The following is a 15,691-nucleotide window of genomic DNA, read 5'->3' on the forward strand; positions in this document are numbered from 1 at the left end:
TGGCATTTATTGCAGTTTAGTGAAAAACAGGTTGTATAATGGCATTTATTGCAGTTTACATCGCAAATCCCGACAAAAAGACCGCGAAAATGGTTGCGGCGCATTTGCTTGAAAACGGGCTGGCAGCGTGCGTGAATATTTTTCCGGCCGAGAGTTCATATCGATGGAAAGGGAAAATCGAATGCGCAAAAGAGTTCGCCGCGCTTGCAAAAACAACGCAGGAAAATTTTGAAAAAATAAAGCAGGAAATCAAAAAAATTCATCCTTATGAGTGCCCTGAAGTCATGAAAATCGTGGCTGAAGCAAACGAAGAATATGAAAATTGGGTAAAAAAAGAATGTATGAGTCAAAGCTGATATTTATGAGCGACATATATCTTAACGGCCAACATGTTGGAGAAACAAAAGACGGAAAAGAGCTTGTCAAGTCATTAATTGCAAAGAGGCGGCAAGGCGTACTTCCGACTATAATGAATGCCTGCTACTACGAAGAAAAGGATGAAGCCCAGATAAACACTGACGGCGGCAGGACAAGAAGGCCTTTAATCATTGTTGAAAACGGAGCTTCAAAGCTAACTGAAGCCTTGATAACACAACTCAAGGAAGGAAAAATCACATGGCAAAACCTGATTGAAAAAGGAATTGTAGAATACATAGATGCTGAAGAAGAAGAAATGGCATATGTCACGTTTTATAGTAAAGATCTTACAAAAAAACATACACATATTGAAATAGATCCTATGATGATTGTGGGCGTCGGCGCTTCACTTCTTGTTTTCCCTGAAAAGAACAGAGGAGACAGATCAAACTACGGCTCAAGAATGGTCACGCAGGCAGTTGGAATGTATCTTCACAACCACATGCTTCGTGATGACACAACCGCGCAAACAATGGTCTATCCCCAGGAACCGCTGGTACAATCAGAAACAATACATGCGGCAGGCGTTGATATTCACCCGGCAGGCCAGAACCTGATAATTGCGGTCATGCCGTTCTACGGATACAACATAGAAGATGCAATAGTCATAAACAAAGCATCAATCGAACGCGGCCTTGGCAGATCTTATTCTTTCAGAACATACGTTACAGAAGCCAATCGATATTGGGGTGGACAGGAAGATGAAATAGGATTCCCGGAAACCAGTGTGCGAGGCTACAAATCAGAAAAAGAATATAACAAACTAGATCCTGATGGAATTGTTTCACCCGAAACAAATGTTGAAGGAAGTGATGTTGTAGTCGGAAAGACATCACCGCTAAGATTCCTGGGGGTGGCAAAGGAAACAAGGCTTGGGATAAAAAACAGGAGAGACAATTCACTTGTTGTAAATGCTGCAGAAGGCGGCGTTGTTGACAAAGTAATAATGACTGAATCCAAGGAAGGAAACCGCCTTATCAAAGTCACTGTAAGAGAGCTTAAAATTCCTGAAATCGGAGATAAATTCGCTTCAAGACACGGGCAAAAAGGCGTCCTTGGAATAATAGTTCCAGAAGAAGACATGCCATTTACAGCAGACGGAATAACTCCGGATATAATTTTCAACGCCCACGCAATACCTTCAAGAATGACAATAGGACATTTGCTTGAAATAATCGGCGGAAAGGCAGGCGCGCTAGCAGGTGAAAAAATCAACGGAACTGCATTCAAGGGTGATGAGGATTACATAACAAAACTTCTCAAAGCCACAGGAATGAGAGACGATGGAAAAGAAACGCTTTACAACGGAATAACCGGAGAAAAAATCGAAGTGCAGATACTTACAGGCATAATTTACTACCAAAGGCTTTACCACCTAGTATCACAGAAGATGCACGCGCGTTCCAAAGGCCCGGTTGCACTGCTCACAAAACAGCCGACTGAAGGGCGTTCAAAAGAAGGCGGCCTAAGATTCGGAGAGATGGAAAAAGACACGCTTGTCGCGCACGGAGCAGCAATAACGCTGAAAGAAAGATTCAGTTCAGACCGCTCGACAATACCGTTCTGCGAAACATGCGGAATAACAGCAGTTATCGACAAGATTAAGAATAAAACATTCTGCCCGCTCTGCAAAGGATCAAAAATTAAGAATGTTGAGATGTCTTACGCATTCAAGCTCCTCCTTGATGAAATGAAGAGCATGATGATTTACCCGCAGATTGTTATGGAGGACGAGGAGTGATTCTTATGGCTACTGTAAAAGAACTTCAATTCAAACTCATATCACCGGCAATGGTGAAAAAGCTCGCAGTAATGAATGTCAATATTTCAGACGTCTACGACGCAGATGCGTATCCTGTGGAAGGTGGCGTAATGGATCCGAAACTTGGCGTAATAGATCCTGGAATGCGATGCAGGACCTGCGGCGGAAAGCTTGGCGAATGCACCGGACACTTCGGATATATTGAGCTTTCAAGGCCAGTCATTAATGTTCTTTACCTAAAGCAGATAAAAATGATTCTCGCATATACTTGCCATGAATGCGGCGGGCTTCTTGTAGAAAAAGAAAAGCTAAAAAACATCAAAACAATAGATAACCTAAAACTTTTCAAGGCCGCAGGAAAATGCCAAAAATGCGGCAAGACAGTTGAAAAAATAAGGCTTGACAAACCATCAACATTCTTCCGTGGAAAGCATGCCCTGACACCGGTTGAAATCCGCGAGCAATTCGAAAAAATAAAAGACGGCGACCTCACTGCAATGAAATTCCTTGGCGGCAGGCCGGAATGGCTTATACTCACTCTTCTTTTAGTGCCTCCAATAACAACAAGGCCTTCAATAACTCTTGAAACAGGAGACCGAAGCGAAGACGACCTCACACATAAAATCGTCGACATCATCAGGATAAACAAACGCCTAGCAGATAACTTAGAGATAGGCGCACCAGATTTCATTCTCGAAGACCTCTGGGAACTTTTGCAATATCATGTTTCGACATTTTTCAACAACGAACTCGCCGGAGTTCCACCAGCAAGACATAGATCCGGCAGGGCTCTTAAAACACTATCACAGAGACTTAAGACAAAAGATGGCAGATTCAGGCACAACCTCACTGGAAAGAGAGTAAATTTCTCTGCACGTACGGTAGTCTCCCCTGACCCGAACATAAGCTTAAACGAAGTCGGAGTGCCACAAACCATTGCAAAGGAGCTTACAATCCCGATCAAAGTCACAAAACATAATCTTGAATATATGCGCAACCTTGTAAAAAACGGCCCTCAGGTTCACCCGGGAGCAAATTATGTGATACGGCCGGAAGGAATGCGAAAGAAAATACTTCGGGACAACAGCGCGACAGTTGCAGAAGAGCTTGTACCCGGATGCATTGTTGAGCGGCATATGATAGACGGCGATGTGGTTCTTTTCAACAGGCAGCCGTCGCTTCACAGGATGTCTGTTATGGCGCACCATGTCCGGGTTATGTCAGGAAAGACTTTCAGGATTAACCTAACAGTCTGCAAGCCATATAACGCGGACTTTGACGGAGACGAAATGAACCTTCATTTCCCGCAGACTGCAGAAGCAAGAGCAGAAGCCGAAGAATTGATGCTTGTCGAAAAAAACATGCGCTCCCCAAGATTCGGCGGACCTATGCTTGGCGGAGACCAGGAATATATTTCAGGAGCATACCTACTCACAAAAAAGGAGACTGTTTTCAGCAAAAAAGACATCGCTCAGATACTTGCAAATGCAAGTGCCCTTGAAAATGAAACTGCACAAGACCTGCTTGCAAAAGACAAAAAAGAATACAGTGGAAAAGAATTATTTTCGATGGTTCTGCCAAAAGGCCTTAATGTAAGATATAAAAACTCTGTAGGCTGCGAAGAATGCAACGGCGCATGCAAATTCAATGGCGAAGTTGTTATTGAAAACGGAATTCTAAAACACGGAACAATCGACAACAAAGGCATCGCTTCTTTCAAGGGAAATGTGCTTGACGCCGTAGACGCGCAATTCGGACACGCCGCAGCAAGATTATTTTTAGATCAGGTCACGCGCGTGATTTCAGAAATACTTATGAGAAGAGGCTTCAGCATATCTGTTGCGGACATAAACCTTCCGGCAAAAACAGTGCGCGACATAAACGCCGTCATTGACAGGCAGTTTGTAGCGATTGAAGGCCATATTGAGCAATACCGGAAAGGCAAGATGGAGTGCTTTCCCGGAAGAACCGCAGAGCAGACTCTTGAAGACCTTGTAATGGAGGAGGTCTGGAAGATAACAAGTGAAACCCAAAAACTCGTCCGCGATACTGCAGAGCCGACAGACGCGCTCATAATGGCAAAAACAGGAGCAAGAGGAAACATCCAGAATCTCGCATATATGGCGGGCTTAATCGGCCAGGAAATGATCGGCGGAAAAAGAATTTTCAGAGGATATAAGAACAGGACCCTTTCACATTTTCAGCGCGACAATCTCGGCCCTGAAGCCCATGGATTTGTAAGGTCATCATTCATAAAGGGCCTTTCGCCAACCGAATTCTTCTTTGAAGTCATGAAAGGAAGAGAAGGATTGATGGATGTCGCGCTCAAGACAAAAGTCTCGGGCTACATGCAGAGAAGGCTGATTAACGCGCTTCAGGACCTGAAAGTGAACAGCGACTGGACTGTCAAAGATTCCGAAGGAACTATCATACAGTTCGTTCCTGGCGAAGATGGCATAGATCCGTCAAAGAGCGATTATGGCACGCTTGATAGAAAGCTGAAAACTGAATGAGTTGATAATTATGGCAGAAAAAAACAAAAAATCAGGCAATAACGATTTTTTCCCTCCAAAATACGCGGACGCAATAGTCGGGCTTCCGGCAAAAGAGCAGGAAGCGATAAAAAAGAAATATGAATCAATGAAATTCGAAGTCGGCGAAGCAATAGGAGTTGTGGCTGCGCAGTCTATATCAGAGCCGGCAACGCAGACAACGCTTCGTTCATACCACGCAGAAGGCAGAACGCAGCTGGTCACAACAAAAGGATTGCCAAGGCTTATTGAAATTTTTGACGCAAGAAAAATGCCAAAAACGCCGACAATGGCTGTTTACCTTAATGAGCAAAGCAATACTCTTGAAAAAGCAAGAGAAATCGCTTCAAAAATCCGTGAAACAAAACTCAAACAGCTTATTTCAGAGGATTCTCTTGACATGATACATATGCGCGTGGAAATAAATCTTGACCGGGAACAGGTCAATGCATGCGAAACAAATGTCGATGAAATCGTCAACACCCTTAAGAAAAACCTGCGCTCTATAAATATAACCTCGGAGCAGAACACAATATATATTGAGCTGAAAAAGAAAGAATTCGATGTGCGGGAGCTTCAGGCAATAAGGATAAAAACAAGAACAATATACATCAAGGGAATAAAAGGCGTAAGCCAGGTAATAATTGAAAAAGTCAAGAACGACTGGGTCATAAGGACGCTCGGCTCAAGCCTTCGAAGAGTGTTGAAGCTAAATGGCGTCGATACCGTAAGGACAACATCAAACAACATTTTCGAGATTGCTGAAGTGCTTGGAATAGAAGCAGCGCGAAACGCAATAGTCAAGGAAACAATAGACACGATGAGAGAACAGGGCGTCGACACAGACATAAGGCACCTGCTTCTCGTAGCTGACGTTATGACAAACAACGCGTCAATATCTGCAATTGGCAGATACGGCCTTGCAGGAAGAAAAGCATCAGTGCTTTCAAGGGCAAACTTCGAAGAGACAGTAAAGCATTTGACTTACGCCGCTGTCGCAGGCGAAATAGACCCGCTTGAAAGCGTTATTGAGAATATTATTGTCGGAAACCTCGCGCCAATCGGGACAGGAATTGTGAAATTAGCGATTAGAGAGGATTAAAGTGAGATATAAAAAGCAATCAAATGAATATAGTGGAATGTGATTATCATGACGCTTGAAAAAGAAATAAAAAAAGCAGTTGAAACAAAAAAAGTGCTAATCGGCGCGGAAACAACAATGAAGGCGCTTAAGGCCGGTGGGCTTAGCTCGGTTGTAATCGCTTCAAACTGCCCGGAAAACATAAAATCAGACATAGAACACTATGGAAAGCTTTCAGAAATCGCAATAAAACCATTCAAAGGCAACAGCGCGGATTTAGGCGCGCTTTGTGTAAAACCTTTCAAAATCGCTGTAATTGGAATTTTGAAGCCCGTGGCTTCAAAAGCTTCGAACTAAGTGAGATGATTTTGAGGGAAAGGATTCCTCAAAAGCCTCGCACGAGCGAAGCGATTTTGAGGCGAAGCCTCAAAAGCTTGGAAATTCGAAGAATTTCCATGAAGTAAGAGGATCAAGAAATAAATCGCGTTGCTGAGCACATGAAAATAACCATTTCCCATGAAGACATCCAGACAATGGCGCTTTTTGAAAAAATGGCGAAAACAGTTGTGGTTGATTATTATAAGAATACTGAAGACGGCGACGAGCTGATATTTGTCGTCAAATGCAGGAGTTTAAGCGATGTTGTGGGCCCGCAAGGAAAGCGCATAAAAGAGATACAATCCCGTTTCGGACGCGATATAAAGGTTTTTAAATATTCCTCCGAAATAAAAGAGTTCGCGGAAAACGTGCTTCCAGTCCCTCTCAAATCATTTGAAATCTCTGAGAAAGGTGGGAAAAAAACAGTTAAAATCTCGGTTGAGCAGAAAGACAAATCGCTTGCAATCGGCCGCGGAGGAAAAACAATAAAGAACGCGGCAACGCTTCTGAAACGTATTTTCGGAATTGAGGATTTAAAATTATTATGATTTAAATGTAATGAAGTTTAGTTTTCGCCAAATGCATTTGGCGAATGGCGAAAAATCTGTTCGCAACGCTTTATAGACCATGAACCGCGTTGCTCTCAGCTTTTTAGTCCAGATAGAAATGCAAAAAGTTAGTGAGGAATGACTAAAAATGCCAAGAGGATTATTTTCAGGCAGAGATTTAAAAAAGAAAAGAACGGATAAACAGTGGCACGACTGGTATTACAAGAACAAGAAACTCCACCTAAAAGAAAAGAGTGACCCTCTTGAAGGATATCATCAGGCGCGCGGCATAGTTCTTGATAAGCGTCAGCTCGAAGCAAAGCAGCCCCACTCGGGAATGCTTAAATGCGTCAGAGTCCAGCTAATCAAGAACGGCAAGCAAATTACTGCTTTCTGCCCTCTTTCGGGAGCAATTAATAATGTTCAGGAACATGATGAAGTCCTAATAGAACACATTGGCGGCTCAAACGCAGGGCCTATGGGTTCGCTTCCTTCGGTAAAGTGGAAAGTAATACAAGTAAACGGAATTTCGCTTATAGAGCTTACAAAGGGAAGAAAGAAGAGATCCGTTAAGTAAAACACGTAGAGTGATATTATGAGTGAAATAAAACTTTTCAATAAATGGTCATATGAAGGGCTCAAAGTAAAAGATGCGGGAATCGCAGATTACATAAATATTACACCGATAATTGCGCCAAGAACATCCGGAAAATACGCATCGACACAGTTCTACAAATCAAAAATGAATGTAGTTGAGCGCATTATGACAAAGCTCTTCGTTGCAGGGCACCGCGGAAAAAAACACAAGCTGACATCCGGGCGCATGGTCGGAAAAACACAGAATGTCGCAAACATCGTAATAGAAGCTTTTGAGATAATTGAAAAGAAAACCCAGAAAAATCCTCTTGAAATTCTTATAACAGCAGTTGAAAATGCCGCGCCTCTTGAAGAAGCGATATCATACCAAAGGGGAGGTATTTTCGTGCGAGAAGGAGTAATAACATCTCCGCAAAGGCGCGTAGATCTTGCGCTCAAGCACATCTGCCAGGGAACGCAGGCAAAGTCATATTCTAATAAGAGATCTGCCGGCGAAGCTCTTGCAGAAGAAATTCTTGCAGCAGCAAAAGGCGAAACAGCAAGCTTTGCATATTCTGAAAAGATGCGCAGGGAAAAGGAAGCGAGCGGAGCAAGATAAAAATTAACTATTTATCCGCGTCCTGCTAATTAATAGGCATGCTCAGGTTTCGAAACAGAAAAAAGGCAATTGTCACAGCAGATATGGCTGTTGCACTGGTAATTTTTGTTCTGATGCTGTCTATCGCATTCTATTATCTTTCATATTTATCAAAGCCCAAACAGCCTTTTGAGGCTACGCTCAAGGCTGAAGGAGCGCTAATTGGCGAAAAACTTGTGGGCAATACAACCTGGACGGTTTACAAGCTGCCTGTATGGGTTGAATCAACAGTCACAGGAAACGCAAGCTTTGAGCTGTTCTTCTATCCGGATCCTTACATAGATCTCAATTCTATTGCAATGCAAGATGAAAATTCGACCGAAATTCCGTCCTCTTTCTTAGACAATCATATTGTATGGATAAGCAATGTCACTCTAGGAAAGAGCCTTTTCTATCTGACGTATCTTAAAAGCAGCGGGTTGGATGCAACGATTTATGATACTGGGCTTTTAAGCTCTGAACAGTAAAATACTTAAGCCCATGTCCAGTTAGCCGCTGAGCCCCTTGGAATTATCCAGCCCGCGCCGCTGTTGTTGAATGTTGTCCAGGTCCAGTTTACTTCGTTTCCTAATCTGATTTTATCTCCGGTGTACGGCAGTTGCCATACCCAGTTGCTGTTTGATGCCGCTGTTGAAACCATTGTCGGCGTTCCGACTGCTAACTGATAAATGATTTATTCCAAAAGCCATTTCCAAAGAGGGGTGTAACTGATTTTCTTATCATTTATTTTTTCCTCGCTTTCCACATCCTCAGTTATTATAAGCCCCTCTTTTAGCTTAAAGGCGTCCATAGCCTCCATTAATCCATTAATTTCACGATCCTTGTTTTCCTTTATTTGATATGAAACTTGTATTGCTTGCATAACCTTTTGTCCGTTCTTTATCAAAAAATCGCATTCTCCTTTATTTTTATAATAATATATTTCTTTTCCGCTTTTAACTAATGAAAGAAACACTGTATTTTCATACAACTTTCCAATATTCTCGCTAAACCTGAAACCGGCAATGTTTATCAATCCGGAATCAATACAATATACTGCTCTCGGATTTACTTCCTGCTCTTTTAGCGAGTATGAAAATTTTGGAACAAAAAATACAAGATACGCTTCTGCCATGCAAGCAGAAAATCGCTCTACACTATCCGCGCTTACGCCCAAAAACCCTGCAATCTTTCTATATGAAGCGGCTGACGAAAAATTTGTCAAATAATATCTGGCAAGCGCTTTTAGTTTTTCTGTTTTTCTTATCTTGTGCCGCATGGCCACGTCCCGTTCCACAATGTCGTCGAAATATCTTCGAAGTATTTCTTCCTTTTCCTCTTTTAGCGCCGCTAAAGGAAATCCGCCGAATTCTAGATATTCGCGAAGTAGCTGTTTTATTCGGGTTTTTTGGGAGAGCATATCCAGCTTATTTTCTATTTTCACTTGGTTGAATAACAGGAATTCACGAAAACTCAGAGGATACGCCTTTATTTCCACCCATCTGCCGGTAATGAGTGTGCCCAGTTCCTTGCTAAGCAGCTTTGAAGTCGAGCCGGAAATAAAAATATTTGCTTCTTTTTTTTCGTGCAAACCCCTGACAAATCGTTCCCATTTCGGGACATTTTGCACTTCATCCAAAAAAATCCAAGGCTTGCCTTTCGGCTTTATTATTTCCATATACGAGTCATAAATCTGCTGCAGAAATTCAAGGGAAAGAATGCCCGAGAATTTCGGCTCTTCAAAATTTACATATAAAAAAGATGATTTGTCGGCACCCTCCGACATCTTTCTTTTAATGAATTGCTTCATCAAAGTAGATTTTCCGCTTCTTCGAACACCTGTTATGGCTACAATCTGCTCTGTGCGCGCCATGCGGCCGATATTATCAAGATATGTTTTTCGTTCTATACCTGTCTCTTGCTCTCTTCTCCAGAAATTCCAGCTGCTCAGTATTTCTATTATTTCTTCGTTGTTCATGGCATACTATTGTGCTTTTACACATATAAACTTATCGGTCACTTTATGCACATATTGAACGATACTATCAATCACTATTCATTTAAGCCCATGTCCAGTTAGCCGCAGAGCCTCGTGGAATTATCCAGCCCGCGCCGCTGTTGTTGAATGTTGTCCACTGCTAGTTTAATTCGTTTCCTAATCTGATTTTTATCACAATCAATTATTCTTCCATAATTCTTTTAGACACACCCAAAATTCTTTTAGCAGAATCTAGCAATTCTTCATAAGTCTTATCTTCCATCGAAAGTTTTGTTCCGTATTGGTGCTGTTCTCTTATACTTATGATTGTTTCTTTTTCCGTTTGTTTTTCCGAATCTGCGCTTGCTATTTTTTTCAATAAAACCGTATCAAAACTTATTTTCCCTTCCTCTGCCAAATTCGAAATTAATGCAAATGTGCATTCTTGGTTTCCGGATTCATAGCCAAATTTCATAAGTATTGCTAAAAGTGAATGATACATCGCATAAAATGCTGCGGGTCCGCACCAATCAGGAAATTCACTATTTTTCAGATAAATCATTAATTTCAGATTATGTTCAGCTTTTGCTATATGGTCCCTCGCTTTTACACTATTTGGAGTGATTTTAACTAATCCCCTGTGTTTCGTTCCTTCTTTCAATTCTCTTTCGGCTTTTTTCAAGCACCAGTCAACCTTATTTTTTGAATAGCTCATTTAACCAACTCAATTAATTTTTCTTCCCCAAATGCGATAATTCCCTTCAATGCATTTAACACAACAGCGTCTCTTCTCAATATATTCTCTTCCAAATCTTTCGAGGACTGGAAAATAGCATGCATCTCTTTTTCATTTATTTGGTTCAAATCTTTGATTTCTTCATTCAACTTTTCAAACCTATCCTGGCTGGTTACAATCAACACGTCAACATCATCTGCTTTGCCTTCCTTTTTTAAAACAGAGCCAAAAATTAGAACAATATCCGCATTTTTTATTTTTCTGACTTCAGTAATCCAGCGCTTAACATACGGCGAGCTATGTTCGGCTTCCCTTTTGAGAACAAACATTAGGTAATCTTTTGCATAATCATTACGGAAATTGATCCTGTAGAATGTTGCCTTACCAGCGACTTTTGCAGCCAATATGTTTTCTTTCTCAAGCCGTTTCAATATCTTTAAGGCACCCATCGGCGTGATATTCAGTTCCTTGGATATGCTAGTAGCGTTAAATTCCTTTTCCGGACTCTTAAATATCCTTAATACGCTAAGCATCTCGTTTCTTGTAATGTCCATTTATATCAACTCATAGTTTATATATATAAACTGTAAGTATATGAAGGTTTGCGTTGGCAAAATTGCCTTTACGACATTGACACGGCTTTACTCGACACTAATTCCTCTACGCCCACGTCCAGTTAGCCGCAGAGCCTCGTGGAATTATCCAGCCCGCGCCGCTGTTGTTGAATGTTGTCCAGGTCCAGTTTACTTCGTTTCCTAATCTGATTTTATCTCCGGTGTACGGCAGTTGCCATACCCAGTTGCTGTTTGACGCCATGGTAGAAACCATTGTCGGAGTTCCTACAGATATTTCTGTGCTGCCGTTCAGGGCGATTGTAAACGACAGTTGCCGATATGCGGCAATTAATATTGCATTGCCGGTTTTCATTGCAGATTGATGATTTCTTTAACTTTATTTACAAACGTCTCGGCATATTTCTTTGCTTCTTCAGCAAGCATAATCTCAAATCCCCGAGAAACCCCGTAATTTGCTCTTTCTCTCAATGCTTTTGTCCGTACAAACGATTCTATATCTTCCTCTCCAAGGCACTTGCCCAACAGCGCCACATCGTTTTTTGTCAAATTCATTGATTTATGGTAGTAGTAATATATAACGGCACATAAAGTTGCTGAATGTGATTTTGAAGAAACGCCCAATTTGGCCAAAAGAGCCATTGCCGCATGATATATCGAATAGTAAAAGGCGGATATCGCCCAGTCATAGAAATTCTCTTCTTTGCCGAATATTTTCGGAATTTCATCATTATGCTTGTCTATCAGCCAATTAGAGAAAGACAGATTGTGCTCCGCTTTTTTAATAAAGTCTTTTGGCGTTCTGGTCTCTGCTCTAAGCGCACGCTTTCTTGAATATTCGTCCAGCCATTCCTTGCAGGCCATCTCATCAGTTATCCAAATCTGCCAATCAGGCGCTTTATTTTTCATTTTCCAACAACACCCACCATTCTATTCCTTGAACGATTATCCGGTTTTGCTTTAATTCCTGCATAAAACTGTCTGTTTCATTGAAGAGTTTTTGCCTGAATTCGCTAAATGTCATGTATACGGGAGAAATTTCAGTTCCCTGCTTATATTTAACAAGCTTGATTTTACTTTCGATGTCTTCCCTATCAACAGTGTTAAATACCAAAAACAAATCAACATCGCTTTTGTCAGTATATGTTCCTTTTGCATAAGAACCGAAAAGAATCGTCAACAAGGGTTTGTTTGACAGTTGTCTTATGAATTCAAAAATGGAATTTCCGACCTTTGCCGGCAGTCCATTTAGCCTCGCATATTCAACTGCATAAATGTTCGGAATTATGGTATTGCTTCCATAATTCAGATATAGTTTGACATTTCTGCCTTCTTTTTTCTTGTAAATCAGCTTTTCTTTTTCCAGCGACTTTATATGATGCGCCATAGTGGGCATTCCGGCTTTTAATGCCCTTGAAAGTTCTCTGATATGGCTGCCAGGATTTCTATAAATTAATCCGATGAGCTTTGTCCGTGTTTTCATAGATATACTTATTGTATCATATGATATATAAAGTTTTCTACGCCCACGTCCAATTTGTCGCCGAGCCTCTCGGGATTGTCCAGCCCGCGCCGCTGTTGTTGAATGTTGTCCAGGTCCAGTTTACTTCGTTTCCTAATCTGATTTTATCTCCGGTGTACGGCAGTTGCCATACCCAGTTGCTGTTTGATGCCGCTGTTGAAACCATTGTCGGCGTTCCTACAGATATTTCTGTGCTGCCGTTCAGGGCGATTGTAAACGACTGCAGGTTTCCATTTGCGTCGGCTGTTAATGTGTATGGATTTTCCTGTGTGCCGGCTGACGTATTGTACACATAGTATGTTGTGCCCGGCAGCATTCCGGTGATGTTATAACGCGCAGTCAATCCCGCAGTGCCGTTTGTATCATTCCAGCGCATAACAATTGTGTTCCAGTTGACAAGGGTGCGGTTGAGCGAGCCTGCGGCAGAAACATTTGTCTTGAGCCAAATGTTCTGCGAGCTGTCGTTTCTGTAGTTGAACCATGAAGTGGCGTCATTGAAGTAAATCTGTCTTTTTGCGGTGAAGTTTGTGCCGGTGAAGTTGTTGATATTAGATGCAGAATCAAGGTCAAGATAATAGTCATAGCTCGCCTTTGCGATTATCGAGCCGCCTGTGATGTTGTTCAATGCGGATGAATAAATATAGACGCCGTACGCCGATGTGTTTGTTGTTAAGATGGTGTTGTTCGCGAGGGTATTTGTGCCGGACGAGGAGAGCACAACGCCGTATCCGTCTGAGCCCGAGGTTGAAATGGTGTTGTTCGCGAGGGTATTTGTGCCGGACGAGGAGAGCCAGACGCCGTATCCCCATGAGCCCGAGGTCGAGATGGTGTTGTTCGCGAGGGTGTTTGAACTGCTGGATAATCTGAGCCAGACGCCGTATCCGTATGAGCCCGAGGTCGAGATGGTGTTGTTCGAAAGGGTGTTTGAATTGCTGGACGAGTAGAGATAGACGCCGTATCCGCTTCCGTCTTTTATACTTATAGTGTTATTCGTTATATTACTATTTATCATCCCTGAAGTATATATACCGTGGTTTGTTGTCCCATCTGCAGTTGCATTATCCTGAACAATATTCAGGTTCTTTATCGTAATATTATCCCAGCCGCCTGTGTTATTTATCCCATAACCATTGCCAATTTGCGAATAATTAATCGTATATCCTGCGCCGTCAAGGGTGACGTTATTCTCCTTGATTGTAAAACACGTCGAATCTGCAGAAACATTTCCGACCAGATTATACGCCTCAGGAAGGTCTAAGTCGCCGCACGACGTTAAGTTGAGCGCCTGAACCTGTATTTGCGTGTTGCCGTTAAGTGCGATTGTGAATGACGGCAGAACTCCGCTTGCATCAGTGTCCTGCAGGTATGCTCTTGTCCTTATGCTGCCCGTAGTGTTGTAGATTGCGTATGTTGTGTTTGCCAAAAGGCCGGTCAGATTATACGTCGCAGTCAAAGCTACTGAAGGCGTTTCGTTCCATTTCATTGTGCTGTTGGACCATGTCGTAAGAGTCCTGGTATATGTACTACTTGCTGAAGATGTCTTTGCCTTTAGCCAAATATTTCCGTTGGTCTCGTTGTTGTAGTTGAACCATGAAGTTGTGTCATAAAATGAAATATATCCCGGCACAGTAAAATTGGTATTTGTAAAGTTATTTGTCGTGCTTGCATTTCTCAGATAATAACTGAGTGCTGTGCCTTCGGAAATGGAGTTGTTGTTCGATGACCGAACATAAATATCATCCGTCCCACCAGAGATCAAAATGTTGCCTTTTATCTGATTTGTGTTACTCAATAACAGCGTTATTCCGTACGCAGTGCCTGAAGAATATATTGTATTGTTTGTTATGTTATTCAAGTTTGAGGAGTCCACATAGATACCATCCTCGCCTAAGCCTAATGTAGTTATTGTGTTATTTATCAGCGTGTTTGAATTGCTTGATAAATTGACATATATGCCGGCACTTGCGCCAGCGAATGAATCTGTTGTTATGTTGTTATTTGACAATATGTTCGAGCTGCTGGAGTTCAGTACGATACCATAGTCATAATATCCCATAAGAACACGCAGACTGTTATTGGCTATGCTGTTTGAGTTGCTTGATGCCGTTAAATATATGCCCCTGCTATTGTCTCCCCGTGTAACAATAGAATTGTTCTTTATGGTTGCGTTCGTTACACCTCTTAGATAAACCGCATGAGCATCGGTAATCGCATCATCACTATGAACAATATTGAGATTCATTATCGTAAGATTGTCATATCCCAATGAATCATTTATTGCATACCCCGACACTGATTGAGAATAGTTTATCCAATATCCAGCTCCGTCCAAAGTGACGTTGTCCGCCTTGATTGTGAAGCACGTCGCATCAGCAGAAACATTTCCAACAAGATTATACGTCTCCGGAAGGTCCAAATCGCCGCACGACGTCAGGTTGAGCGCCTGAACCTGTATTTGCGTGTTGCCGTTAAGTGCGATTGTGAATGACGGCAGAACTCCGCTTGCATCAGTGTCCTGCAGGTATGCTCTTGTCCTTATGCTGCCGGTGGTGTTGTAGATTGCGTAAGTCTTTGACGGCAGAAGTCCTGTGAGGTTATACGTCGCAGTCAGCGCTGCCGAAGGCGTTTCGTTCCATTTCAATGTATTGTTAGACCATGTGGCGAGGGTGCGGTTCAGGGAGCCTGCGGCGGAAAGTTTGTTCTTAAGCCAGACGTTTCCGGTATTGTTATTATAGTTGAACCATGTTGATGTATCCTGGAAGTAAATCTGCCTCTTTGCGGTGAAGTTTGTGCCGGTGAAATTGTTGGTATTGGATGCAGAATCAAGATCAAGATAATAATCATAACTTTTCTGTGCGATTATCGAGCCGCCTGTGATGTTGTTCAATGCGGATGAATAAATATAGACGCCGTACGCCGATGTGTTTGTTGTTAAGATGGTGTTGTTCGCGAG

The 15,691-nt window shown here is 42.1% G+C and carries 17 protein-coding genes; 9 read left to right on the forward strand and 8 right to left on the reverse strand.

Features of this window, described 5'->3' with window-relative positions:
- Nucleotides 1-38: 38 nt before the first annotated feature.
- The 9 genes from KKB09_01925 (at nt 39) to KKB09_01965 (ending at nt 8,418) form a co-directional block, all read left to right on the forward strand.
- On the forward strand, nt 39-356 hold the full coding sequence (locus KKB09_01925; GenBank protein MBU4299952.1) for a divalent-cation tolerance protein CutA: 318 nt from the start codon (nt 39-41) through the stop codon (nt 354-356).
- Nucleotides 356-2,158 carry a DNA-directed RNA polymerase subunit B gene (gene rpoB, locus KKB09_01930; protein ID MBU4299953.1) on the forward strand — a complete coding sequence of 601 codons (1,803 nt, stop codon included), beginning with the start codon at nt 356-358 and terminating at the stop codon, nt 2,156-2,158. The genes KKB09_01925 and rpoB overlap by 1 nt, the downstream gene beginning before the upstream one ends.
- Before the next feature lie 5 nt (nt 2,159-2,163).
- Complete coding sequence (locus tag KKB09_01935) at nt 2,164-4,692, forward strand: DNA-directed RNA polymerase subunit A' (GenBank protein MBU4299954.1); 2,529 nt, start codon at nt 2,164-2,166, stop codon at nt 4,690-4,692.
- Nucleotides 4,693-4,702: 10 nt separating this feature from the next.
- Nucleotides 4,703-5,812, forward strand: coding sequence for a DNA-directed RNA polymerase subunit A'' (locus KKB09_01940; protein ID MBU4299955.1), 1,110 nt, complete (start codon nt 4,703-4,705; stop codon nt 5,810-5,812).
- 48 nt (nt 5,813-5,860) lie between these two features.
- The gene (locus tag KKB09_01945) at nt 5,861-6,148 is read left to right on the forward strand and encodes a 50S ribosomal protein L30e (GenBank protein MBU4299956.1); all 288 of its coding nucleotides are present in this window, start codon (nt 5,861-5,863) and stop codon (nt 6,146-6,148) included.
- A 140-nt stretch (nt 6,149-6,288) separates the two neighbouring features.
- Nucleotides 6,289-6,717, forward strand: a complete 429-nt coding sequence (locus tag KKB09_01950; protein MBU4299957.1) for a NusA-like transcription termination signal-binding factor — start codon at nt 6,289-6,291, stop codon at nt 6,715-6,717.
- Nucleotides 6,718-6,865: 148 nt separating this feature from the next.
- The gene (locus tag KKB09_01955) at nt 6,866-7,294 is read left to right on the forward strand and encodes a 30S ribosomal protein S12 (protein MBU4299958.1); all 429 of its coding nucleotides are present in this window, start codon (nt 6,866-6,868) and stop codon (nt 7,292-7,294) included.
- Nucleotides 7,295-7,312: 18 nt separating this feature from the next.
- Nucleotides 7,313-7,912, forward strand: coding sequence for a 30S ribosomal protein S7 (locus KKB09_01960; protein ID MBU4299959.1), 600 nt, complete (start codon nt 7,313-7,315; stop codon nt 7,910-7,912).
- Nucleotides 7,913-7,950: 38 nt separating this feature from the next.
- The gene (locus KKB09_01965; protein MBU4299960.1) at nt 7,951-8,418 is read left to right on the forward strand and encodes a hypothetical protein; all 468 of its coding nucleotides are present in this window, start codon (nt 7,951-7,953) and stop codon (nt 8,416-8,418) included.
- 5 nt (nt 8,419-8,423) lie between these two features.
- On the opposite strand, the gene KKB09_01970 is transcribed toward KKB09_01965, so the two are convergent.
- The 8 genes from KKB09_01970 to KKB09_02005 all read right to left on the reverse strand — a co-directional run.
- Nucleotides 8,424-8,591: a hypothetical protein gene (locus KKB09_01970; protein ID MBU4299961.1), complete on the reverse strand. Its 168-nt coding sequence runs from the start codon at nt 8,589-8,591 to the stop codon at nt 8,424-8,426.
- Between the two features lie 33 nt (nt 8,592-8,624).
- Complete coding sequence (locus tag KKB09_01975) at nt 8,625-9,908, reverse strand: ATP-binding protein (GenBank protein ID MBU4299962.1); 1,284 nt, start codon at nt 9,906-9,908, stop codon at nt 8,625-8,627.
- A 202-nt stretch (nt 9,909-10,110) separates the two neighbouring features.
- Nucleotides 10,111-10,623, reverse strand: a complete 513-nt coding sequence (locus KKB09_01980) for a HEPN domain-containing protein (protein ID MBU4299963.1) — start codon at nt 10,621-10,623, stop codon at nt 10,111-10,113.
- Entirely contained in the window at nt 10,620-11,198 is a 579-nt protein-coding gene (locus tag KKB09_01985; protein MBU4299964.1) for a winged helix-turn-helix domain-containing protein, read from the reverse strand. Before KKB09_01985 ends, KKB09_01980 begins: the two co-directional genes overlap by 4 nt.
- A 106-nt stretch (nt 11,199-11,304) precedes the next feature.
- Nucleotides 11,305-11,571, reverse strand: a complete 267-nt coding sequence (locus KKB09_01990; protein ID MBU4299965.1) for a hypothetical protein — start codon at nt 11,569-11,571, stop codon at nt 11,305-11,307.
- Nucleotides 11,568-12,125, reverse strand: coding sequence for a HEPN domain-containing protein (locus KKB09_01995; protein ID MBU4299966.1), 558 nt, complete (start codon nt 12,123-12,125; stop codon nt 11,568-11,570). Before KKB09_01995 ends, KKB09_01990 begins: the two co-directional genes overlap by 4 nt.
- Nucleotides 12,115-12,699 (reverse strand): nucleotidyltransferase domain-containing protein, encoded by a 585-nt coding sequence (locus tag KKB09_02000; protein MBU4299967.1) that lies wholly within the window; start codon nt 12,697-12,699, stop codon nt 12,115-12,117. Before KKB09_02000 ends, KKB09_01995 begins: the two co-directional genes overlap by 11 nt.
- Before the next feature lie 37 nt (nt 12,700-12,736).
- Nucleotides 12,737-15,691: right-handed parallel beta-helix repeat-containing protein (locus tag KKB09_02005; GenBank protein ID MBU4299968.1), on the reverse strand; the 2,955-nt coding region annotated here is incomplete at its 5' end.

The sequence above is a fragment of the Nanoarchaeota archaeon genome, assembly GCA_018897155.1.
Lineage (GTDB): Archaea > EX4484-52 > EX4484-52 > EX4484-52 > LFW-46 > LFW-46.

Bases quoted from the DNA above. Each gene is read 5' to 3' on its own strand.
- KKB09_01945 (MBU4299956.1), top strand. From the start codon at position 5,861: ATGACGCTTGAAAAAGAAATAAAAAAAGCAGTTGAAACAAAAAAAGTG.
- KKB09_01970 (MBU4299961.1), bottom strand. From the start codon at position 8,591: ATGGTTTCAACAGCGGCATCAAACAGCAACTGGGTATGGCAACTGCCG.
- KKB09_01935 (MBU4299954.1), top strand. From the start codon at position 2,164: ATGGCTACTGTAAAAGAACTTCAATTCAAACTCATATCACCGGCAATG.
- KKB09_01990 (MBU4299965.1), bottom strand. From the start codon at position 11,571: ATGAAAACCGGCAATGCAATATTAATTGCCGCATATCGGCAACTGTCG.
- KKB09_02000 (MBU4299967.1), bottom strand. From the start codon at position 12,699: ATGAAAACACGGACAAAGCTCATCGGATTAATTTATAGAAATCCTGGC.
- KKB09_01950 (MBU4299957.1), top strand. From the start codon at position 6,289: ATGAAAATAACCATTTCCCATGAAGACATCCAGACAATGGCGCTTTTT.
- KKB09_01985 (MBU4299964.1), bottom strand. From the start codon at position 11,198: ATGGACATTACAAGAAACGAGATGCTTAGCGTATTAAGGATATTTAAG.
- KKB09_01975 (MBU4299962.1), bottom strand. From the start codon at position 9,908: ATGAACAACGAAGAAATAATAGAAATACTGAGCAGCTGGAATTTCTGG.
- KKB09_01925 (MBU4299952.1), top strand. From the start codon at position 39: ATGGCATTTATTGCAGTTTACATCGCAAATCCCGACAAAAAGACCGCG.
- KKB09_01940 (MBU4299955.1), top strand. From the start codon at position 4,703: ATGGCAGAAAAAAACAAAAAATCAGGCAATAACGATTTTTTCCCTCCA.
- KKB09_01965 (MBU4299960.1), top strand. From the start codon at position 7,951: ATGCTCAGGTTTCGAAACAGAAAAAAGGCAATTGTCACAGCAGATATG.
- KKB09_01960 (MBU4299959.1), top strand. From the start codon at position 7,313: ATGAGTGAAATAAAACTTTTCAATAAATGGTCATATGAAGGGCTCAAA.
- KKB09_01955 (MBU4299958.1), top strand. From the start codon at position 6,866: ATGCCAAGAGGATTATTTTCAGGCAGAGATTTAAAAAAGAAAAGAACG.
- KKB09_01995 (MBU4299966.1), bottom strand. From the start codon at position 12,125: ATGAAAAATAAAGCGCCTGATTGGCAGATTTGGATAACTGATGAGATG.
- KKB09_01980 (MBU4299963.1), bottom strand. From the start codon at position 10,623: ATGAGCTATTCAAAAAATAAGGTTGACTGGTGCTTGAAAAAAGCCGAA.